The sequence below is a fragment of the Pseudazoarcus sp. NS36 genome (assembly GCF_059703705.1).
In genome coordinates this window covers 318967-340524 of the sequence record NZ_BAAKJA010000004.1, presented here as the reverse complement: position 1 = coordinate 340524, position 21558 = coordinate 318967, and the positions used below count along the sequence as shown (strand labels likewise).

Sequence of the window (21558 nt, the reverse complement as noted above, 5' to 3'; positions counted from 1 at the left end):
GCAACTGCCTGCTGCTATCATCGATCACCCCCCAAGCCTCTTGCGCGAGCGAACTGCCCCTCATCAATGCAGACAACGTTAACCACAAAACCACAGTTCGCGCCCCACATTGAGGGCTTGCGCGCCGTCGCAATTCTCATGGTCATTGCCTCCCACTCTGGCCTCCCCGGATTCTCTGGTGGCTTCATCGGAGTCGACGTATTTTTCGTGATATCCGGATACCTGATAACGGGGCTCCTACTCACAGAACATCGCTCCGGCAGAGTCCAGTACGTCCACTTCATCGGAAGGCGCCTGAGCCGCCTGTTTCCCTCATTGCTGCTGGTAGTCGCATGCTCCGGAGTCGCCGGGTACTTCCTGCTGCCAGCAGGAATGCTGTCCGATACAGCGCTAGCGGGAGCCGCTGCTATCGGATGGTACTCAAATCTCCACTTTGCCTTTGCCGGCCTGAACTACTTTGCCCCAGAAGCAGGCGGCAACATTTTTCTCCACACATGGTCGCTCGGCGTGGAGCAGCAGCTATACCTGATCTGGCCTCTTGTGATTTTGATCACGTTGCGGCTGGCGGCATCAAGGCGAGCACTTCATTTCACTTTCACAGGCATGTTTATCACAAGTTTCGCGCTAAACATGTGGTGGACTTCAGCTAGCCCTGAGTACGCGTTCTATCTCACCCCAGCACGTGCCTTCCAGTTCGCGGCCGGTGCACTGGCGTGGATGCTAAGCGAACAGTTGCGGGACAACAATCTGCGCTACGCCACCCCGCTCAGCGCACTCGGAGCCCTGCTACTACTTTCCGGCATTATCCTGCTTAACCCGAACACCCCCTACCCAGGGACGTGGAGCCTTTTACCGACCATCGGCGCCACCCTGCTCATTCTGTGCGGCAACAGAAGCGCGATCGTCGGCACCGCACTTGCTACAACTCCAATGCAGTTTCTTGGGCGAGTCTCATATGCCTGGTACCTCTGGCACTGGCCTGTCCTCTTACTGGGGAGCGAGCTTACCGACAGCGCCGCGCTTTCAACCAACCTTGCACTCGTTACAGCCGCCCTGCTACTGGCTGTTGTTACCCACCTTACTGTTGAGCAGCCTTTTCGCCTACTAGGGGTGCGCTGCACGCACCATTTTCGTCTGACCACCTGCTATTTGGCTGCGATCGTCTTGGGCTCCTCTCTGTTTCTAAAGCTGCACAAGCAGTTCGATGAATGGCTAAGGCACTCACCTGCCGAAATGGCCATAGCGGCCAGAGGCGACATCCCCCCCATCTATGCGCTCGGCTGCGACGACTGGTATCACAGCGCAACACTAAAAATTTGTAGTTTTGGCAACCCTGAGGCTGAGCGCACAGCCGTCGTTCTTGGTGACAGCGTTGGGCTGCATTGGTATCCGGCTTTTGAAGCAATATTTACAAACCAAAACTGGCGCCTGTTGATAATGACAAAATCAGCCTGCCCAATCGCCGACATACCGTATTTTTATCCTCGGATTCGCCGGGAGTTCAACGAGTGCTCAGAATGGCGAGCCACGGCCGTATCGCAGATTAGTGAGATCAGGCCGGACGTCCTTGTCATCGGATCGAGCGCTGGCTATGACTTCTCACCTGAACAATGGGAGAGCGGCTCACGCCGTGTTCTGGACGAACTTGCCCCGCAGATCGATAAAATCATAGTGCTGCGACCGACCCCCTTTCTGGCCGTAGATGGCCCTAGCTGTCTTTCGCGCACACCGCTGCCATTTGCTAATGAAGATTTTTTCGCAGCTTGCTCCGGCGTCGTTGCCCAAGAGAAGAATGAAGCCGCGTGGTCTGGCCTCACCAACGCCGCCTCCGCACATCTGAACGTAACTGTAGTAGACATGAACGATCGAGTTTGCCCTGAAAGCACGTGCAGGGCACAACAGAACGGCCTGGTGGTTTTTCGCGATACATTGCATCTCACAGCCAGCTATGCCCGCTCGCTCAGCACGGAACTGGCCTCCCGCATGGCCATTCACAACTCCCGATGACTCCTTCACCCCGCGGCCCAAGGGTGGCTTTGGTTACGACCTCTTTTCCTTTGTCGCCAGAGAGCTCCAGCGGCATCTTCGTCAAGCGCCTGGCTGATGCGTTGATCGGCGACGCCCAAATCACCGTTCTCGCACCGGATGGCTGCGGGACGGCAGTCACACACACGCCCTACCCTGTGATCGCTTTGCGTTACGCGCCCAAACGTTTTCAAGGATTGACGCACCAGCCCGGAGGAATCCCGGCGGGACTACGCGCCTGCAAGCTCAACTGGCTGCTACTTCCGCTGCTGTTTGGCGGGATGTTTTTCGCCACCCTGTTGCGCGCAACGCGCACGGATGTAATACACGCCAACTGGTCGCTGACCGGGCTGATTTGCGCACTTGTCGGGCGCATCTCCCGCAAGCCCGTGGTCGTCACGCTGCGAGGGTCCGACGTTTCGGGTCTGCAGCACTCGCGCGGCCGGCGCATAGTGTGCTCGGCCGTACTGAAACTGGCCCAGCATGTCGTCACCGTCAGCGAGTCGATGCGCGCCGAACTGCTACGCCTTTTCCCGACCCACGCGGCGCGTATCGAACACATCCCAAACGGCGTGGATGACGCACTGCTATCGCTCCCTGCTGCACGCCCGACAGCGGGGCCGCTGCGTCTAATTTATGTAGGCAACCTGGTCTCCAGCAAGGGCGTGCACGATCTTATTGTCGCACTTCAGGGCGCCGACGGCGCCTTCACCCTGACCATGGTCGGCGACGGTCCGGCGCGCGCCTCATTGCAGGCTCAGGTATCTAAGCTGGGGCTGGAACAACAGGTCCGCTTCACCGGCACCGTCCCACCCGATGAAATCGCCAACCTTCTGGGAGCACATGACGCACTGGTGTTGTTTAGCCACGCTGAAGGGCGCCCCAACGCGGTCGTCGAGGCCATGGCAGCCGGCCGGGCCGTCGTTGCGAGCGACCTGCCCGGCATTGCTGAACTGATCGACAATGGGCACAACGGCCTGCTCGTTCCGGTCGGCGACATCCAGGCGCAGCGCATCGCCCTGCAATCGCTCGCCGCCGATGCTGCTATGCGCGCCAGGCTGGGCGTGGCGGCGCGTGAAACCGTGCTCCAACTTGGTCTCGACTGGCATCATTGCGCCCAACGCTATCTCGCGCTGTATTCCAAAGTTCGCGGAGACTGACCACTGCATGTGCGGATTCGCCTTCCTGTTCGACCCCAATCGCGCGCCGGAAGCGCGGTACACCAGCGTAGACGCCGCGATCGCCGCATTGCGCCACCGCGGCCCAGACGAACAGCGCATCGACTCAGGCGAAGGCTTCGCTATCGGCCACGCCCGGCTGTCCATCATCGACCTGTCGGCTAGCCACCAGCCCATGCGCTCGCCGGACGGCCGGCATGTACTCGCCTACAACGGCGAGATCTACAACTACGCCGCGCTGCGACGTACGCTCGAACCGTACTGGGATTTCCGCACGCACGGCGACACCGAAGTCTTGCTGGCCGGCTTATGCCTGCACGGAACCGACTTTCTTGCCCGACTTGAAGGCATGTGGTCCTTTGTGATGTGGGATACACGCGAGGGCTCAGCCTTGCTGTGCCGCGACCGCATCGGCAAAAAACCTCTGTATTACTCCGTGCGCAGCGGTCGCCTGCTTTGCGCCTCCGAACTACCTGCCCTGCGCCACCTCGACGAGCATGCCTGGGAGCAGGACGCGGACGGCCTTGCCGACTACTTCCGCTACGGCTACTGCCTGCCTGGCCACACATGCTGGCAGGGCGTGAAGGAAGTATTGCCGGGGCACTGGCTACGCTGGCAAACCACAAGCGAGATGCGCCAACAGCCTTACTGGCAGCTACCAACTCCACCCGGGGACGGCCGCGAAGTCAGCGACGAAGCGCTGCGCGCAACACTAACCGACGCCGTTCAAAAGCGGCTGATCGCAGACGTCGAAGTCGGCGCCTTCCTCTCGGGCGGCATCGACTCATCATTGGTTTGCGCGCTTGCCCAGCCGTTGATGGACCGCCACCTCAAGACCTACACCATCGGCTTTGCGGACCCGGCCTTCGACGAAAGCCCTTATGCCGCAAGCGTGGCGCACTTTCTGGGAACCGATCATCACACGGCTACGCTGGAGGCCTGGGATGAAACGCGACTAGAAACCCTGCTCACCAAGCACATCGGCCAACCTTTCGCGGATTCATCCATCCTGCCCACTGCACTGGTCAGCGAACTCGCTGCACGCGACGTTAAGGTGGCGCTTTCCGGAGACGGCGCAGACGAATTCTTTGGCGGCTACCAGCGCTATCAGGCACGTGCCATCCTGCGTTGGTATACCCGGCTACCAAAAGCCCTGAGGGGACTCGCCGAACGCGCCCTGCTGGCGCTCCCAGAACCCAACGTCCACCACAGCCGCAGCCTGCTCAAGAAGGCCCACCTCTTCGTCGATGTAGCCCGCCGAGTAGCGGCCGAAACACCCTATACCGCTCCGCTGATGTTCCACCCGCAGGCTTATGCCCGATTATTCCCCGACCTCGCCAAACGCGGTTACACGGCAGCCGGCCTGCCCGAACAATGCGAACTCGACGATCTGAGTCGAATGCTGCATGCCGATGCGCTGGTCTACCTGCCTCAGGACATCCTTGTGAAGGTCGATCGCGCGAGCATGGCGCACGGTCTCGAAACGCGCGCCCCTTTTCTCGACCACAAACTCATTGAGCTGGCAGTCACCCGCCGTGGCAGCCGGCATCTGCGCCCCGGACTCGGCAAACGCTGGCTACGCAGTGCCTTTGCCGACCGTCTTCCACCCGACACCTGGAAACGCCGCAAGCAGGGCTTCGCCGTGCCCGTACACCAATGGTTCCGTGGCTCCCTCGGCGATCATCTAAATGCTGTACTGGCACGCCACGACGACTTCATCGACCCTATTGCAGCCCGCCGTCTGCTCGCAGAACATCGTTCCGGCTGTCGTGATCACGGATATCGTCTGTGGATGCTGCACGCCAGCCTCGCAGCCTTTTCCACATGAACGCCCGGCCACCGAAGACAATCACGCTGTTCATCCCCGATCTCCAAATGGGCGGCGCTGAACGGGTGTTCGTCACGCTGTCACGACAGTTCCTTCAACTCGGCCAAGGCGTGCGCCTGATCCTCGCCCGCAAGACCGGCCCGCTACTGGCCGAACTAGATCCGCATGTCGAAATCATCGACCTCACCGCGGGCTCGACCCGACCGGCCTGGCTCTTCGGCCTGCGGGCACTATGGCGTCTGACACGCGAGCTGCGCCGCAATCCGCCCGAAGCCATGCTGTCGACCCTCACCGGCGCGAACCTCGTCGCAATTGCTGCACGACTTTTGAGCGGCCGACGTTTTTCACTAGTAGTGCGCGAAGCCTCATCCCTGTCAAACGTGCACAGCCCATTCAGACGTCTGAGCATGCGACTGCTCTACCGCATGGCTGATCGAGTAATCGTGCTCACCCCCCACATGAAAACGCAGTTCACTACTGGGCTTGGGCTGGAAGCTGAACGCTTCGAGATCATCGGCAATCCGTTCGACGCGGAGCGCATCGAAAGCCTCTCGCGGGACATCAATGAACTACCTGACATCATTGCCCAGCAGCCCTACATCGTCGCTCTGGGGCGCTTGGTCCCGGAAAAAGATTACGCAACACTAATTCGAGCGGCCGCCAACAGAGAACTCCCTCGGATCGTCATCATCGGCGACGGCCCCCAACGATCTGATCTGGAGGCATTGATCAAAGAGCACGGACTCGAAAAGAGGGTGCGCTTGCTCGGCACACGTATCAACCCCTACGCATGGCTACGCCACGCGGCGGGGTTTGTGCTTTGCTCACGCTGGGAGGGATATCCAAACGCACTGATGGAAGCCATGCACTTCAGACTTCCCGTTGTAGTAACTCGCTATGACGAATCAGTGGTCAAAGACATCCTTTGCGACTATCCGGATAACCTTCAGACCATCACCACTGTCGGCAATGTGGGCGCCATCGCCGAAGCAATCGCCAACGTACCATTACCACCGCCCTCTCGCCCCACCCGAATTCACCACTCCGCTGACAATCCCGTAAGGCAGTACCTGGCGGCGCTAACGCCGCCAGTTAGGCGACCGACCACTGAGAGTTCGAATATGCCCCCCCCTGAAACAAGCCATAAACAAGAGCTCGAAAGCGGCGCTCGGTACGAATTCGGAGAAAACTGGCAACGATATTTGCGCCACCTGAGCGACGAGCGGATCGAACTCGCCACCGCCAGCCTGACCCGGACATTGGGGGTGGAGTCACTTGCTGGCCTGCGTTTTCTCGACGTAGGCTGTGGCAGCGGACTATTCTCCTTGGCAGCACGCCAACTCGGCGCTCAGGTGGTTTCCTTCGACTACGATCCCGCCTCGGTCGCCTGCACGATGGAACTGAAGCGCCGCCACTTTAACAATGATCAGCACTGGGACATTCAAGCAGGCTCGGCCCTCGACGAAAGCTATCTCGCTAAACTCGGCCGCTTCGACATCGTATATTCATGGGGCGTGCTGCATCACACTGGCGATATGTGGCGCGCTATCGATCTCGTGGCCGGCTCGGTAGCCAACCGCGGCAGGCTGTTTGTCGCCCTGTACAACCATCAGCCATACCTGAGCCGATACTGGCAACATACCAAACGGCTGTATAACCGACACCGCTACGCCCGTCCGTTGTTGGGCTTATTCAACGCCATATTTCTGATGTCACCTGGAATCATCAAACGCACTCTGTTTCCTCGCAAAGATTCGCGTGGAATGAGTTATTGGTATGATTTTCTCGACTGGATGGGAGGTTACCCATTCGAGGCCTCACGACCGGATGAAGTGTTCCGTTTCCTGAAGCAACGCGGTTTCGAACTCGAGGAGCTTAAAACTGTAGGAGGCGGACACGGGTGCAACGAGTTCGTGTTTCGGCGGGCAACTTGGCTACCAGACAAATAAGCGCTGGGCGATCAACCCGGCAACTGGAGCAACTCGCCGAACAACTGTATATAGCGCTCTGCAACCACCTCGATGTCGTAGCGCCCCGCAACCGTCGAACGCCCCAAAGCCCCAAGCGCAGAAAGTTCGGCGGAGGACATCGAAGAAGCCTCCACCAAAGCGCACTGCAGCGCCTCAATGTCATCGGGAGGCACCAGCCAACCGCCACTCTGCTCAAGAATCTCCTCCGATCCACTGACCCGTGTGGCAACGGCGGGCAAGCCATGTGCGCACGCCTCTAGCAAAACGCCGGGCATGCCCTCGAAACGCGAAGGCAGCACGAACAGATCAGCGGCAAGCAAATACTCGGCTACACGATCAGTCGAGACAGCCCCATGAAAGCGCACTCTCTCACGTATACCTATCGACAAAGAGAGCTGCTCAAGATCACGGCGCAAGGGGCCGTCGCCAACTAAGTCCAACTCAATTGCTCGCCCCCTCCGATCGACATCAGGCAGATTGGCTAGCGCCCTCAGCAGGACATCCACACCTTTCTGTGGCGCCAGGCGACCAACGAACAGAATCCGCAAGCACTCGTCGCCAACTCTGCGCCGCAGCGAACTCGCTGCAGGGATGATGGTGCCGTTGGGAATGCGTGTAATGCGCCCCGGCACAAAGCCGACACCCAACAGTTCGCGTTCAATCACCCGGCTGAGCGCGTTCACGCGGTCAGTTCCGCGCTGGATAGCCGCCAACATGAAGCGCCCCAATGCACTGCGCTGGAGTGCCGCTGCACTCGCGCCGTCCAGCACACTCTCAGCGCACGCAGTGCACGCCACCAACGGGTGGCGCAAGCCAAACACGCACTTCGCAACGCAAGCCACGAATGCCTGCTCACGTACAAAACGGCAGTAAATCACATCGTAGGCATGGCGCTCGACCCATAGCAGTCTCAATGCCGAAAACATATAGCTGACGCCGCGCAATAGCCGGGAGGATCGCAAGATTGGAAGCCGACGGATGCTCAATCGGCCTTCAGCTCCCGGCATATTATTGGGGCCTACAATGATCACTTCGTGACCTGCACACGCCCAGCGTTGTGCCAACCGCAGGGCCTGCACTTCAGCACCGCCAACAACCGCCGGCGGCACATCAGCGAGCACGAGAATCTTCACTATTCCCCCGACCGAAGAACACTTTCAGCATCATCGCCAACACAACATACTGACCAACCACCACACCCGCAGCCAGCCCCTCAACCCCTATCAGCCTCATCAAGGGCACGCCGGCACATAGGGTCGCTGCCAATCCGACACCCGCCATCGCAGGCAGGGCTCGCGCCCTACCCGATGCGATAACCCCCCGCGACAGCAGCATATGCAGGATGAACGCCGGTAGGGCAGCAGACATCACCAACAGCACATTCCTGACTCTGAAGAGTTCTTCCTGCCCTATAGCGCCCAAATTTCCCGCCAACAGGGGAAGTGCAATCGCCCCCGCGACAACGATTGCCACCCACAGCATGCTCCATAGCAGACCAGCGCCCAGCATCCTGCGCGTCAATCGCTGATGCTCGGACGCTGATTGCACCCGTGCGAAATACACCAGTGCGACATTGCTGATGCCCAGCGTACCAAGCGACGCGATTGCAACAAACACTCGGTCGGCCATCTCGAAGATCGATACGCTACCAGCCGCACCCCAAGATGCCGCCCAGCGCGCCACAAGCGGCACCATGCCCGCGATCAGCCCTGCAAGCAGAAGGTAAACTGCTGCAGGAGGGAATGACAACGGGGGGCCGCCGCCGCGCCAAACAAAGCGCACGCCTGCCAGCCGTGTGAGAATCACGCAGCGAAGTACATCCGCCAGAGCAATACCGAACATCAACAGCGCCAGTCGAGCGCTTTGGGGCGCCCACACCAGGTAGGCTAGCAGCGGCCCCCCCCGCAGCCCCCATGTGACACCTGCCGCCGCATAACGATGCTCAACGCCAAGAGCGGCTACCGCCGGCGCTGCAAGCAAACCGGCCACCCCTGCGAACCACACTGAGACGAGAACCAGCAGCATCTCCGCGACCGTGAAATACCTGCCCACGAACACAGCTGCAAGAACGCTCATCACCAGTGCCAACGCACCAGCGCGCATAGCGTAGGCACTCTGGTCCAACTGATTTGGACTATTCGCAAGCACCGGAACAAGCGCGGCAGATATAGCATTTGCCGCAGTGCCTTGAATAAAGAACGCGAACGCGAACGCCAGGAAAAATCCGTCTGACGCTGGCCCAGCTCCATGCAGGTAGAACACCACGAACGGCAGTGCCAGATTCGCCAATCGGCCAACAGCTTCGCCGGCGGACGATGCGAACACCCGCCGAAGTGCGGCGATCATCGCGTACGACGCCCCCACACGGCGATCACATCTCCGGCGGAAGCCAGACGATCCGCCGCCCACAGTAGAGACTGCAGGGCCCATCTTCGGGGACCAGGAACACGCCCCGCTCGCCTGGAGGCGAGGAAAGTGGTCTGCGTCTCCACGCTAAAACCACTTGATTCAAGTAGTGTCCTCAGCGAACTTGGCGTGAAGAAATAATGATGATGAATCGAATAAGCCGAATACGGATTGCTCTGCCCACGCCAAACGTTGATGCGGTCCAGGATCCCGTCAAACTGCAGGGGCACTTCGAAATACACCGGTGCTCCCGGCGCCAACAGTCCATGGAGACCTCTCAAGAACGCCCTGACATCCTGGACGTGCTCAAGCACATGACTGCAATGCAGTGCGCTGTAGATACGCCCTTCGTCAGGGAATCCATCGAGCTCACCGCACCAGACCTCGAGCCCTGCTGCCTTAGCCGTATGCGCTGCATAGCTGGAAAGCTCTACGCCAACACCGGAAACGCCTTGTTCACGTGCGGCAACGAGAAAATCGCCTGTTCCACAACCGACATCGAGCAAGCCCGAAGTGATCCCAAGCCTCCTGAAACGAATTGCCCGCTCGATATAGCAACGCAACATCTCGCGCTTTTGAGCCCCGTACGCGGGACCACCACCAGTCGACTCGTAATAAGCAAAATCGTAGAGTTGCGGCCCAACTGGCGGTGGGAACGGGGTCAACCAACGTGTCCCGCAGGATGAACAGCACATCACCTCACAGGGGTGCTGAACGGCGCTCAGCCCGAGAAAAGCACGCGCCCGCTCGTCCCTAGCAGCAACACCTGCACAGATCGGACATTCAGCCACTGCTGACGGCACCCACATTCAAAGCGAACACCCCATATTAATCCCCCTTCGGACCGGAGTCCTTGTAGGCCAGCTGGGTAATCTGCTCGGACACCAAGCCAATCAGGAAAGTCGTCAGGCCGGCAACGAGCAAAGTCACGGTAGCAAGCGAAAGACGGCCCTGAGCAACAAATGTAAATCCGTAATACGCCAGCCCCAGCAGCACCTGCAGCAGTGCAACCGGCACGAACAACTTGAGAGGCGAGTACAACGTACCCACGCGCATGATGATCAGAAAGAATCGCGCGCCGTCATGCAACAGACGAATGTGGCTCTTGCCTACCCGTGCTGCCGCATGGATAGGCTCATACGCGACGGAGTAGCCAGCGCGGAAGAAAGCCATCGTTGAAGTAGTTGGATACGAGAATCCATTGGGCAGCAGAAAGAGAAACTCGCGGAACTTACTTGCCCGCACCGCACGGAAGCCAGAGGTGAGGTCCGCCACGCGATGCCCCGTCATATAGCTGGCCAGACGGTTATAGCAGGCGTTAGCCAAACTGCGTGCAGCGCTGGCCTGCGATCCAGCCTGGCGTGCGCCTACGACCATGTCATAACCCTCATCCAGCTTTGCGAGCAATCGGGGAATATCGGAAGGATCATGCTGCCCGTCGGCATCGAGGAACACTAGGATGTCACTGCTGGCTGCGCGGGCTCCAGTTTTCACTGCCGCCCCATTGCCCCTTGAGTACGGGTGCCGCACAACCTCGGCACCCGACTCACGCGCCTGCTCGTCGGTACCGTCAGCCGACCCGTCGCTAACCACAATCACGTCAGCGTCAGGCACATGTTTGCGGACGTTGCGAACAACACTACCAATTGCAGCGACCTCGTTACGGGCCGGAATGATCACGCTGACACGGGCCATCATCTTTCCTCATTTGCGCAAAGCTACAGCCAAGCGTTATCGCACACTTCCGGATTGCTCATGCCGGCTGAGCTCATGCCATTTTTCAAGCTGCGCCCGCAGACCACGAATACGCTGCTCACTGAATCCATCAACATCCAAACGCTCGGCTTCATCCAGCGCGCGTGAAGCATCCTGAGGCAGCGCATTCACAAGCAGCGTTGCAGCAAGATTGAGCCACAACTGCGCTTGATTGGGGGCGCTGAGAACTGCCCTGCGCGCATACCATAACGCATAGGATGCGTTCCCAGCGTCCATGAACAACTGGGCCAATTCCGCATCAATACGCGCGCCATCGAAGGGACGAAGCGCCGGGTTGGCACCGATTGCATCATCCAGGGCGTACAGCAGCTCATCTTCAAAACTACAAAGCCGCGACCGTTGGCATCGAATTAGATTAATCAAGGCATCGGGCGTGGCAGACGCCATGGGAGGGGTACGCAAGCGTTGCTGCGTGCGCGCTAGCCACTCCTGTGCAACCTGGCGGCCAAGCCTGTTGTCTACAAGCAACAACCCGAGATGGGCCGATGCACCGTAATCATCGATCTTTGCGGCATGATCCAGATGCGTACGCGCAGCAAGCAGCAATGGCTCAGGACGCGAGGCCTCAGATGCCTGTCGTATCAACAGTGCACTGACCTCCACCCGGCTTCGCACCGAATCCGGGTGGCTCTGGACTTCATACTGCGCGCGACGCATGTCATCTCCCCAGTACGCTGCGCGCAAGGCAGTGGCGGCTGCCAGCAGCCCCAACAGCGCCACCGCCCCTACTCCCAATAACACTCTGGACAAACGACTACGCCGTGCAAGCCCCGCCAAAAGGCAGGCAACGATCAACAATGGCCCAAAAGACGCAAGATAGTTGCGATGTTCGTGCACCATTTCAAGACCAAAGACAGAGGACTCCAAAGCATGGGCCAGCAGAAAGAAGGCTACCCCAAAACCGACCACCGGCCACCTGCGCCAAGTCAACGGAACAAACAGCAGCAAAAGTGCGCCCCCGGCCACCGCCAATGCCGTAACCGGTGGTTCCCACAACGCACGGGACACCGCAAAATCATCGTGATACACCCCCATTCGCGAGATGTCCGGCCAAGCAAGCATGGAAAGGTAGAACCACAAGGCACGAGCTTGCGTCAGCACGCGCTCATACAGATCAAAATCCCGGTTGCTGTATGAGCCAAGTATCCATCCAGGATACGCAACCAACAGCATCAAACCGACTACGGCAGGCAGGATGGCACAAGTCAGATGCAGGCCAAACAAGCCTTGCCGCTGTCCGGTGCTAGCTGTCGCCAGACGGAAGACGAAGACCTCGATCAAGAGCAGATACAGCGGCAGTAATGCACCATTCTCCTTGCTGAAGGCTGCTAGCGGCAGACAGAGCACATATGCGCTGGAGATCAAGAGCCCGCCAGGCCGCCCGGCGATTTGCCTTTGCCGCCCCAAGGAATACAGAACCATCCCGAGCAGACAAAATAAGGCCGCCAGGCTGGCCATCCGCTGCACGACATAGAGCACACCCGTCAGCTGCAAGGGGTGCAGCAACCAGAACGCCGCAACCAGCAGGGCAACAAGGTCGGCATGCGGCAGCTTGTCGGTACGCTGCGCGACATCAAAGCGCCGAGCCAGAATGCGCGCCAGAGCAAAGACCAGTGCGCCGCATAACAAGTGAATGAATATGTTGGTGAGTTTGAAGGCAATCGGGCTCATGCCAGCTACAGCCTGATTGAGCGCAAAACTCAACATGCTCATGGGACGCCTGAGCGGCCCCGACTCAGAAGACCACATCGCGCGCCAGATGGATTGCACATCGAAGCCGGCGACGGCGGCAAGCCGCTCGTTATGAACGAGATTGGGGAAGTCGTCGAAAACAAACCCGCCCGACAAGCCGGGCACATATACAAGAAACGCTGCCAGCAGAATGCAGACAAGGACAAGGCGAATCAGTGAACAGGCTGCCATATGGTGCAATTGATTTACCGCGCAGAAGGCCGCGAGATCCAGCAAATGCTTGGCCCCCGACCGAAAGGCATGGGGAAGCGATTCTCAAAAAAAACCGTGCCGCCTTTCGGCAGCACGGCTCACACTCGTTCGGCCAGAAACATCAGCCGAGCAAACGACATCAAGTACGGCAGTCGTTCGGCAGGTATTTGTTTTCAACGGTGGTCTTGTTGGCGCCGACCGCGGTTTGCTTGGCGTTCGGATTGGGTGCGTTACCGCACACCCAAGCCACGTTGGTGGTCGGGTTCGGCATTGCATCCACCGCAACACGGAAAGTGAGGACCTTAGCAGCAATGGCAGCGTTGGCACGGTTACCGAATGTGATGTCGATACGGCCATCGTTCACGGCCGACACCTGAGTCACGTAGTTACCCTGGATACTCGCGGGAATGGAAATACCGATCGAGGAATTAGCAACAGCCGGACCGGGCAAACGACCACGTGCCGCAATGAAATCAGCGTAGCCGTTCTTGGCACCGGCAACGAGACTCATACCTTCAGACACTTGAGCACGGATCGTGTAGTCCTGATATGCCGGCAGCGCAACAGCAGCCAGAATACCGACGATCGCAACCACGATCATCAGTTCGATCAGGGTAAAACCCTTTTGAACCATCTTCTTCATTGAAATTCTCCTTGACTGGATGACGGAACTCCGCCTGAGCTTACACAAGCAAGAACAATGCCGAAAAACAAACAGCCCCTGCCATCTAATTATTACCCCCGTTTCCACGACTGAAAACCCCTGAATCCGTGAGGTTGCTGAAAGCATACACCACAGACCTTTCAACAAGTGCCGTCAACACATGACAACACCCCCCGAACAAAGCATTGCACTGTCACTTATTGACACCACTCCACGCCTGTATCAATGGAAGAAAGATCTGCCAGCGCATGCCTGGCAACAGCTCCGGATACCGCCCCAGCAAAGCTTCGGCCTTGACCTCGTTGCCATCCAACGTATGCACGAAGACCAGCCATTGCAGTACGAATGCCGAGAACCCCTCGAAACCAGCAACCGGCTGATCGAGCCAGTGCTCACCGAACGTTATGGCCGAGTCAAAATCTCTTGAGGCGGCCGCAACGACAAACTGCCACGCCGCCTCAGCACGCTCAGGCAACGGGCCGCAATCCAGCCATGGCGCCGAAACGAACAACTCGTTGAGCTCCGCTGGAGTCAGCCTCGCAAGGGTGATTTCAGCCAGATACTGGAGCCGATTGATAAAAAACTGCTCGTCGTACTCTGTCCAGTCGCGCCGGCACCCGTCTAGAAAGGCATTAAAGGTGAACACCGCCTCCTGCGTGGCTGGATAGCGCTCAGCATCCGGCGCTTCACGATCGAACATCAAATCACGCACCGCGCGCGCGCGGCGCAGATGATCCGCGCGCGGAAAATGCCCAGAGAAACCAGGATCAATATCGCGGGGCAATGCGTCTGAAATGCCCGCCCACGTCAGCAATGGCAGTTCGGCTGCAGGCATTGCGACGAGCCGCTCAGCAGATGCGTTACGAAACCGCGTGCGTGGCGCATTGAGGGACAGCACTGGAAAGTAATCGCTGTTAACCACGCCTTCGTGCAGGGATGCCAACGCACGAATCATGCGTGCGTCCGCGACCTGACGAAAGCGCAACTGCTCCGGATGTGTAATGCCGACCCGGACCAAGTCCTCCCCTAGCGCCCCGTTGAACAGGCGTTCGAAATCTGGCGCATCGGGAAGCGGCTGCATGCTTGCGACGATCAACAGATCCGTAGAGTTCGCCAAATAAGCATGGTAATCGGCAAAGGCTGGGGCCAGCGCTGCCAGCACCGAGCCGACCAGCTCGTCGTCGATCTCATAGAGCTGCAGCCACTGCACAAACACGCCATCCTCGTTGAGGAAGCGTGGCACAAACCGGTAGAACTCCTGGGAGAAAAGCGCCCCAACGCCGCTAATCCAAGGGTTCGAGGGCTCGGAAACAATCAAATCATACTTTTCAGCCTGACCCGAAAGGTGACTCTTGGCGTCGTCGATGATGATGCGCGAACGCGGATCGGAATAGGCGCGCTCGACGCGTTCGCCGAAAATGCGAGCACCGTCGATCATGGCCTGCTCGATCTCGATGGTGTCAACGCGCTTGACATCCGGATCGGCCAGCAACGTATGCGTAGTCAAACCAGAGCCAAAGCCGATTACACCCGCAATCCGGACGTCGTCGCGGTACGCTAGCGGCAAGGCCGCCGCAAGCACCATGGTCGGCTCATCCACTGCAGGCTCCCCCTCCCCAAAAACCAGAATCGAGGCGTCAACCTTGCCGTTGGTGGCGATGGCAGCGTAGCCCCCACGATTGATCATTGAGGAGACGCTGGTCGTTTTCCCGTCCTTGTAAAACAGCACCTCGGTCCCTTCCGGCAGGGACGGCTGGCCAGAGCGGTACACTCCCGAAGCAAGCTGCAGCGGGTCAAAGCGCACCATATTCAATGACAGCACGACCGCGACTAGGGCGCTTGCCAGGGCAAAACCGGTGCGCACGTATTCCCCCCGACCCGCCGCCCACAGGCGCAAAAGCGCGACCCCGACCAGCATGTCGACCAGCGCTGCCAGAACCAAACCCAACTTCAATCCCAGCACTGGGATCAGGAAGTGAATGCTCAGAAAGACCCCGGCGATCGCACCCAGCGTATTCCAGGCATATACGCGGCCGATCGAACCCTCGCCCTGACCATCGCGCAACAATGCCACGGTGAACAGCGGCAGTGTCGTACCGGCAAAAAACGCTGCAGGCATCATGATGACGATGGACACTGCTGCAGTACCCAACATGAACAAGTCGTAGCTGGCATCACTGCGGCCCAGGGCCTGCATGAGATAACCCACCCAGCTGAATGCATTGGCGTACAGCACCAGCGAAAATAAGGCGGCGAGGCCCATCAGCACTTGCAGCCAACCGACCAAGCGCATTGGATTGGGGTGCTCGTCAGCGTGGCGGCGCACCCACAGGCCACCCAGCGCAATGCCGGCGATAAAGGACGCCAGCATCAACTCAAAGGCATGCAGGGTGCTACCAACCGCTAGGCTGAGCATTCGTATCCAGATCAGTTCATAGGCGAACGATGCGGCAGCCGAGACAAAAGTGGCAACGAGAACCACACGCAGCAGGCGGCTCCGCTGCGCAGGCTCACCATGCTCGCTCGAGGCCGAGCGAGCCGGCCTCGCCACCTCGTTGCCACGTCCGAGCAACCAGGCAAGCCCTGCAACCACAAGATTGATGACTCCTGCAGCAATCATTGCTCCATCCAGACCCACGCTCGGCATGATCAGGAAAGCCGCACACAGCACGCCCACCGCAGCGCCAATACTGTTGGTGAAGTACAGCCCCCCCAGTACGTGCCCGTCTGCGCCGGGATAACGGCGAATAATGCCGCTGCTCATCAACGGAAAGGTCATACCGAGCAGAATAGTTTGCGGCAGAATCATCAGCGCGGCGAGCAACCACTTGTAGGCCGAGATCAGCCAGGGGTCTCCGAGCGCCGGAATGATCGTGTCGTAACTGATGCCGAGCAGCCCGACGAAGATCCAATGAAACAGCAGGGCAATCACGCCAATCACAGCCTCGACGACTGCATAGCCACGCACCAGATTTCCCCAGCGTTCGCCCGAACGAGCCACCAGCGCAGCACCAGCTGCCATACCCCCCATGAAAATAGCCAGGACCAGCGCCTGCGCATAGGCGGCATGCCCGAGAAACAACCCGAGGTAGTGCGACCAAACTGACTGATAGATCAGGCCAGCGAAGCCGGACAGGACAAAGACTAGAAGCAGGAGTCTAAGATGCAACCGGGGGTGCTCGTTCATGCGGTATCCAGTATCGTGATGTCGGAAGCGCTGGCGGACAACACTGTTTCTTGTGCCAGCCCCATGCCAAAGCTGTAATCTGCTGCGCCAAGACTTTACCGCAAATGAATGCCACGCATGCCGGCAATGCCGGCCCCGTCTCCGGAACGCAAATGATCGCAAACCCCACTCCCCGCATCGCCATCATCGGCCTCGGCTACGTCGGGCTACCCTTGGCCGTGGAGTTCGCCAGCCACTTTGAGGTGACCGGTTTCGACATCTCAACCAAGCGCATCGCGCGCCTGAAGAGAGGCGAGGACGACACGCTCGAGGTTACGCCGGAAGAGTTGCGCGCGACCTCCCGACTGCGCTTTACGGACAATGTGACCGAGCTGAGCGGATGCAACACTTTCATTGTCACCGTCCCGACACCGATTGACGCGCACAAACGGCCCGACCTCCGCCCCTTGTTGGCAGCATGCGAGACAGTCGGCAGAGCGCTCAAGCGCGGCGATCTGGTGGTGTTCGAGTCAACGGTGTATCCGGGCGCAACGGAAGAGGACTGCGTGCCGGTGCTGGAGGCGCGCTCGGGCCTGAGGCTGAACGATGATTTTGACGTTGGCTACAGCCCGGAGCGGGTGAACCCCGGTGACCGCGAGCACCGCATCGCCAGTATCCGCAAGGTCACATCGGGCTCGTCGCCGGCAGCGGCCGAGCGGGTAGATCGGCTTTACGCGAGCATCATCACCGCCGGCACGCACAAGGCTGAAAGCATCCGCGTGGCCGAGGCCGCCAAGGTCATCGAGAATACCCAACGCGACCTGAACATTGCACTGATCAACGAACTGGCGATCATTTTCAGCCGCCTGGGCATCGACACCCAGGCGGTGCTGGAAGCGGCCGGCACCAAATGGAATTTTTTGCCCTTCCGTCCGGGGCTGGTCGGCGGGCACTGTATCGGCGTCGACCCCTATTACCTCACGCACAAGGCGCAGGCGCTGGGCTACCACCCGGAGATCATTCTCGCGGGGCGACGGCTCAATGACGGCATGGGCGCCTGGGTGGCATCGCAACTGGTCAAGGCAATGATCCGTCGCCGCATTGAGGTGGACGGCGCACGGGTGCTGGTGATGGGGCTGACCTTCAAGGAAAACTGTCCGGATCTGCGCAACACGCGGGTGGTGGACATCGTTCGCGAACTGGGCGATTACGGCATTCAAGCCGACGTTTTCGACCCGCTCGCAGATCCGCACGGGGCGCTTCAGGAATATGGATTGGAACTGGTCACACAGCCCGAGGAGGGCGCCTACGACGGCATCGTGCTGGCTGTCGCCCATCGCCAGTTCCGCGAGCTGGGCGCGGCGCGCATGCGTGCGCTGGGCAAGCCTGCGCACGTGCTGTACGACCTCAAGTACATCCTCGATCGCGACGAATCCGACTTGCGGCTGTAACGCGCTACTCCATGCCCCACTTCTGCAACCGGTAGCGTAGCTGGCGCAGCGTCATACCGAGGCGGCGCGCGGCCTCGCTGCGGTTCCAGCGGGTTTCGTCGAGCGTGCGCAGGATGCAGGCGCGCTCTTCGGCCTCGTTGCCGGAACCGGCTTCGGGCGCAAGCCGCGATGCCACACTCTGAGGCGGAGCCGGATCCGCGGCGATATCCGCCGCAGTGACCTCGTCACCTTCGCTCAGCGCACAGGCGCGCTCCAGCAGGTTCTCCAGCTCACGCACGTTCCCCGGAAAGGAATGCGCGCGCAGCGCAGCCAGCGCCCCGGCCGACAGGCGCCGCGACGGACCGCCGTCACGCACAGCCAGCCGGGCAAGAATGTGGCTGGCCAGTTCGTCGATATCCTCGGGGCGTTCGCGCAACGGCGGCACGTGCAAGGCGATGACATCGATGCGGTAGAACAGATCCTGGCGGAAGCGCCCCTCGGCCACCAGAGCGGCCAGATCGCGGTGGGAGGCGGACAGGATGCGCACATCCACAGCTTCTTCGGCGTGCGCACCGACCGGGCGTACGGCGCGCTCCTGGATGGCGCGCAGCAGCTTGACCTGCATGGCCAGCGGCAGTTCGGCCACCTCATCAAGAAACAGCGTGCCGCCCTGCGCGGCGCGAAACAGGCCCGGCTTGTCGGCACTGGCGCCACTGAAGCTGCCGCGCACATGCCCAAAGAACTCGCTTTCCATCAGCTCGGGCGGAATGGCTCCGCAGTTTACGGGCACGAACGGCCCTTTCGCCCGCGGTCCGAGCGCATGGATCATGCGCGCGATGACTTCCTTGCCGGTACCGGATTCACCACGAATGAACACCGGCGCCTGACTGCGTGCGAGCCGCTCGACCTGTCCGCGCAGATGCACGATGGCCTGCGAGCGGCCAATCAGTCGGCGCTCGCCCTCCAACGCCGGCGCGGACTCCGGCCCATCAAGCTGCATGGCGTGCTGCACCAGCGCCCGCAGCGCCTTGAGTTCGACCGGCTTGGTGACGAAGTCGAAGGCCCCCAGCTTGAGGGCACGGATCGCCGTATCGACACTGCCGAAGGCCGAAATGACCGCGACCGGCAGGCCGGCGTGGTGTTGCTGAATACGCGCGACGATGTCGAGTCCGTCGCCATCCGGCAGGCGCATGTCGGTCAGGCACAGGCGGTAGCGCCCAGCGGCCAGGCGTGCGAGTGCATCGTCCACTCCGGCGGCCGTCTCGCAACTCAAGCCCATGCGCAGCAGCGACAGCTCGATCAGCTCGCGGATATCGTCCTCGTCATCGACCACGAGAACATCGGCAGTCCACGTCGGGGCGTTCATGGGCGGCTCCTTCCGCTCAACACGAAATGGGCGCCGGGATCATCCGGCGCAAGTTCCAGATCGGCACCGTTGGCTTCCGCCAGCTCTCGCGCAATGTACAGCCCGAGACCAGTGCCCTTCGGATCGGTAGTGTAGAACGGCTCGAAGACACCGTTGCGACGCGAGGCCTCGACACCCGGTCCGTCATCGCGCACGTGCAGCTCGACCCTGCCGGCGGCCCGACGCAGCGCGTCAATGCGGATCGCACCGGGCTGCCCGGAACAGTATCGACGCGCGTTGCCGAGCAGGTTCACGATGATCTGGTGAAAATGCGCGCGGTCGATGCAGAAAGTCACATCCCCGGCCACGTCGACGGCATAAATCGAACGTTCCGCCGCGCCCGCCAGCGTCAGTTCATCCACCACCCCGGCCAACGCCGATGCCAACGGCAGCGCTTCGCGCACCACTTCGTCGCGTCGGCCCAGCGCCAGCACGTCGCGCACCATGCGCTCGATACGGCGCGAGTTGTCCTGGATGATGCGCACCAACCTTTGCTGGACTTCGGCGCGCTTCTCCTCGCCGATCAGGTCGGCCGCCTGTGTGACCGCGGTCAGCGGATTGCGGATCTCGTGCGCCATGCTGGCCGTCAGACGCCCCAGCGCCGCGAGCTTCTGTTGCTGGATCTGCTTTTGCACTTCGTCGAGGTCGGTCAGATAAACCACCACGTCCCCGACCAAGCCTTCCGCAGGATCGGCTCGCACGGCTCGACAGCGCACAAACTTGCCGGACGGTTCCAACTGCAGCTGACGTGTGCCACCCCCCTCCGCGTCATGCTCGCAGCCGATCAGCAGCGCCGCGAGCTCCGGCAGACGTGCACCGGGGTGAGCCCGCTCCCCCAGCAGTGCCTGTGCCGTCGGATTGAGCTGGCGTACACGCCCCTCAGCGTCGAACACGAGTACGCCGTCGGACATATCCTCGATGATGCGTTCATTGATGGCCTGTTGCCGGTCAAGCGCCTCGCCACGCTCTTCGGCCAGGGTTTCCTGCGTGCGCGCCCGCAGCGCCAGCCAGCGCGCGGTGATCGCAATGGCGAAGAAGGCCACGCACACCACACTGATGCGGGCCCAGTCGTAGGCACTGGCCGTATCCAGATTGCGCCAGGCGTTCTCGCCCAGTACGGCCAGCGTCGCCAGTGCGGCGAAGAACACCGGCATGCGGCCTTCGGCGAGCACACCCGCCGCCGCCAGATACACCATCATCAGCACTGCCACGCCACTGGCCTGACCACCGCTGATTGCCATAATCACGGTCAGAGCGCCGATATCCACGATGAACTGCAGCCGGAAAAGCGCGGTCACGCCACCCATCAGGCGCACGGCCACGGGAAAACCGGACACGAAGGCGAAAGTCGCGTAGGCCCAGGAAGCAACGAGGAAAATGTCCGGGCGCTCTGCACCCAGCCCCAGACCAGCGCCCGCCACGACCAACAGGCCGGCAACGATCAGGCGGAAGGCATTGAAGATGCGGCGCGGGACCGCGCGCAGCGTATCGGACTGCGCTGGCGCGAGGGCCGTCATTGCCCGCGCTTGCCGAGACGCCGATGTTCGTCGCTGCAGAAGAACCCGGCATCGCTGCGCACACCCTCCGTCTCCGGAATGTGCACGCCACAATGAGCGCAGGCGAGCATGCGTTCCGGCGGAGGCCTTTTCGGCGCAGCCCCTGGGCGCCGCTTGCGGCGTTCGAGCGCTCGGCTCGCCCACCAGCCGACGATGAGAACAAGGATCAGGACTGCCAGCAAACGCACGACGCATATACCCCGGATAAGA

General features: G+C 60.4%; 15 protein-coding genes. 5 read left to right on the top strand and 10 right to left on the bottom strand.

All coding sequences use genetic code 11. From position 1 onward, the window contains the following. The first annotated feature begins 66 nt into the window (after window positions 1-66). Genes AC6H0R_RS08580 through AC6H0R_RS08565 form a run of 4 tightly spaced genes read left to right on the top strand, consistent with a single transcriptional unit; the run spans window position 67 to window position 6980 of the window. Window positions 67-2007: an acyltransferase family protein gene (locus AC6H0R_RS08580; RefSeq protein ID WP_497580943.1), complete on the top strand. Its 1941-nt coding sequence runs from the start codon at window positions 67-69 to the stop codon at window positions 2005-2007. Continuing rightward, window positions 2004-3185 carry a glycosyltransferase gene (locus AC6H0R_RS08575; protein ID WP_497580942.1) on the top strand — a complete coding sequence of 394 codons (1182 nt, stop codon included), beginning with the start codon at window positions 2004-2006 and terminating at the stop codon, window positions 3183-3185. Before AC6H0R_RS08580 ends, AC6H0R_RS08575 begins: the two co-directional genes overlap by 4 nt. Window positions 3186-3192: 7 nt before the next feature. Beyond that, window positions 3193-5031: an asparagine synthase (glutamine-hydrolyzing) gene (gene asnB / locus AC6H0R_RS08570; RefSeq protein WP_497580941.1), complete on the top strand. Its 1839-nt coding sequence runs from the start codon at window positions 3193-3195 to the stop codon at window positions 5029-5031. Further along, complete coding sequence (locus tag AC6H0R_RS08565; RefSeq protein WP_497580940.1) at window positions 4992-6980, top strand: glycosyltransferase; 1989 nt, start codon at window positions 4992-4994, stop codon at window positions 6978-6980. The genes asnB and AC6H0R_RS08565 overlap by 40 nt, the downstream gene beginning before the upstream one ends. 11 nt (window positions 6981-6991) lie before the next feature. On the opposite strand, the gene AC6H0R_RS08560 is transcribed toward AC6H0R_RS08565, so the two are convergent. The 7 genes from AC6H0R_RS08560 to AC6H0R_RS08530 form a co-directional block, all read right to left on the bottom strand. Beyond that, window positions 6992-8134 (bottom strand): glycosyltransferase family 4 protein, encoded by a 1143-nt coding sequence (locus AC6H0R_RS08560; RefSeq protein WP_497580939.1) that lies wholly within the window; start codon window positions 8132-8134, stop codon window positions 6992-6994. Continuing rightward, a complete protein-coding gene (locus AC6H0R_RS08555) occupies window positions 8112-9347 on the bottom strand; it encodes a hypothetical protein (protein ID WP_497580938.1) in 1236 nt (411 codons plus the stop codon). Before AC6H0R_RS08555 ends, AC6H0R_RS08560 begins: the two co-directional genes overlap by 23 nt. Continuing rightward, window positions 9344-10072, bottom strand: coding sequence for a class I SAM-dependent methyltransferase (locus AC6H0R_RS08550; RefSeq protein ID WP_497580937.1), 729 nt, complete (start codon window positions 10070-10072; stop codon window positions 9344-9346). The genes AC6H0R_RS08555 and AC6H0R_RS08550 overlap by 4 nt, the downstream gene beginning before the upstream one ends. A 163-nt stretch (window positions 10073-10235) precedes the next feature. Next, window positions 10236-11102 (bottom strand): glycosyltransferase family 2 protein, encoded by an 867-nt coding sequence (locus tag AC6H0R_RS08545; protein ID WP_497580936.1) that lies wholly within the window; start codon window positions 11100-11102, stop codon window positions 10236-10238. A 36-nt stretch (window positions 11103-11138) separates the two neighbouring features. Then, entirely contained in the window at window positions 11139-13151 is a 2013-nt protein-coding gene (locus AC6H0R_RS08540; RefSeq protein WP_497580935.1) for a hypothetical protein, read from the bottom strand. A gap of 115 nt (window positions 13152-13266) precedes the next feature. Then, entirely contained in the window at window positions 13267-13770 is a 504-nt protein-coding gene (locus AC6H0R_RS08535) for a pilin (RefSeq protein ID WP_497580934.1), read from the bottom strand. A 214-nt stretch (window positions 13771-13984) separates the two neighbouring features. Then, entirely contained in the window at window positions 13985-16978 is a 2994-nt protein-coding gene (locus tag AC6H0R_RS08530) for a fused MFS/spermidine synthase (RefSeq protein WP_497580933.1), read from the bottom strand. Window positions 16979-17130: 152 nt separating this feature from the next. Here AC6H0R_RS08530 and tviB point away from each other — a divergent pair, with 152 nt between their 5' ends. Then, window positions 17131-18408 (top strand): Vi polysaccharide biosynthesis UDP-N-acetylglucosamine C-6 dehydrogenase TviB, encoded by a 1278-nt coding sequence (tviB, locus tag AC6H0R_RS08525; RefSeq protein ID WP_497580932.1) that lies wholly within the window; start codon window positions 17131-17133, stop codon window positions 18406-18408. A 4-nt stretch (window positions 18409-18412) separates the two neighbouring features. Here tviB and AC6H0R_RS08520 read toward each other — a convergent pair whose 3' ends face one another. From AC6H0R_RS08520 to AC6H0R_RS08510, 3 genes are read right to left on the bottom strand one after another with little or no spacing between them, the layout of a single operon-like run. Next, window positions 18413-19753: a sigma-54-dependent transcriptional regulator gene (locus AC6H0R_RS08520; protein WP_497580931.1), complete on the bottom strand. Its 1341-nt coding sequence runs from the start codon at window positions 19751-19753 to the stop codon at window positions 18413-18415. Then, entirely contained in the window at window positions 19750-21309 is a 1560-nt protein-coding gene (locus tag AC6H0R_RS08515; RefSeq protein WP_497580930.1) for a sensor histidine kinase, read from the bottom strand. The genes AC6H0R_RS08520 and AC6H0R_RS08515 overlap by 4 nt, the downstream gene beginning before the upstream one ends. Next, a complete protein-coding gene (locus tag AC6H0R_RS08510; RefSeq protein ID WP_497580929.1) occupies window positions 21306-21536 on the bottom strand; it encodes a PP0621 family protein in 231 nt (76 codons plus the stop codon). The genes AC6H0R_RS08515 and AC6H0R_RS08510 overlap by 4 nt, the downstream gene beginning before the upstream one ends. Window positions 21537-21558 lie beyond the last annotated feature (22 nt).

What these genes read in the sequence shown, in the direction of transcription:
- AC6H0R_RS08580 (WP_497580943.1), top strand. Translation starts at nt 67, where the DNA reads ATGCAGACAACGTTAACCACAAAACCACAGTTCGCGCCCCACATTGAG.
- AC6H0R_RS08575 (WP_497580942.1), top strand. Translation starts at nt 2,004, where the DNA reads ATGACTCCTTCACCCCGCGGCCCAAGGGTGGCTTTGGTTACGACCTCT.
- asnB (WP_497580941.1), top strand. Translation starts at nt 3,193, where the DNA reads ATGTGCGGATTCGCCTTCCTGTTCGACCCCAATCGCGCGCCGGAAGCG.
- AC6H0R_RS08555 (WP_497580938.1), bottom strand. Translation starts at nt 9,347, where the DNA reads ATGATCGCCGCACTTCGGCGGGTGTTCGCATCGTCCGCCGGCGAAGCT.
- AC6H0R_RS08545 (WP_497580936.1), bottom strand. Translation starts at nt 11,102, where the DNA reads ATGGCCCGTGTCAGCGTGATCATTCCGGCCCGTAACGAGGTCGCTGCA.
- AC6H0R_RS08535 (WP_497580934.1), bottom strand. Translation starts at nt 13,770, where the DNA reads ATGAAGAAGATGGTTCAAAAGGGTTTTACCCTGATCGAACTGATGATC.
- AC6H0R_RS08530 (WP_497580933.1), bottom strand. Translation starts at nt 16,978, where the DNA reads ATGAACGAGCACCCCCGGTTGCATCTTAGACTCCTGCTTCTAGTCTTT.
- tviB (WP_497580932.1), top strand. Translation starts at nt 17,131, where the DNA reads ATGATCGCAAACCCCACTCCCCGCATCGCCATCATCGGCCTCGGCTAC.
- AC6H0R_RS08520 (WP_497580931.1), bottom strand. Translation starts at nt 19,753, where the DNA reads ATGAACGCCCCGACGTGGACTGCCGATGTTCTCGTGGTCGATGACGAG.
- AC6H0R_RS08515 (WP_497580930.1), bottom strand. Translation starts at nt 21,309, where the DNA reads ATGACGGCCCTCGCGCCAGCGCAGTCCGATACGCTGCGCGCGGTCCCG.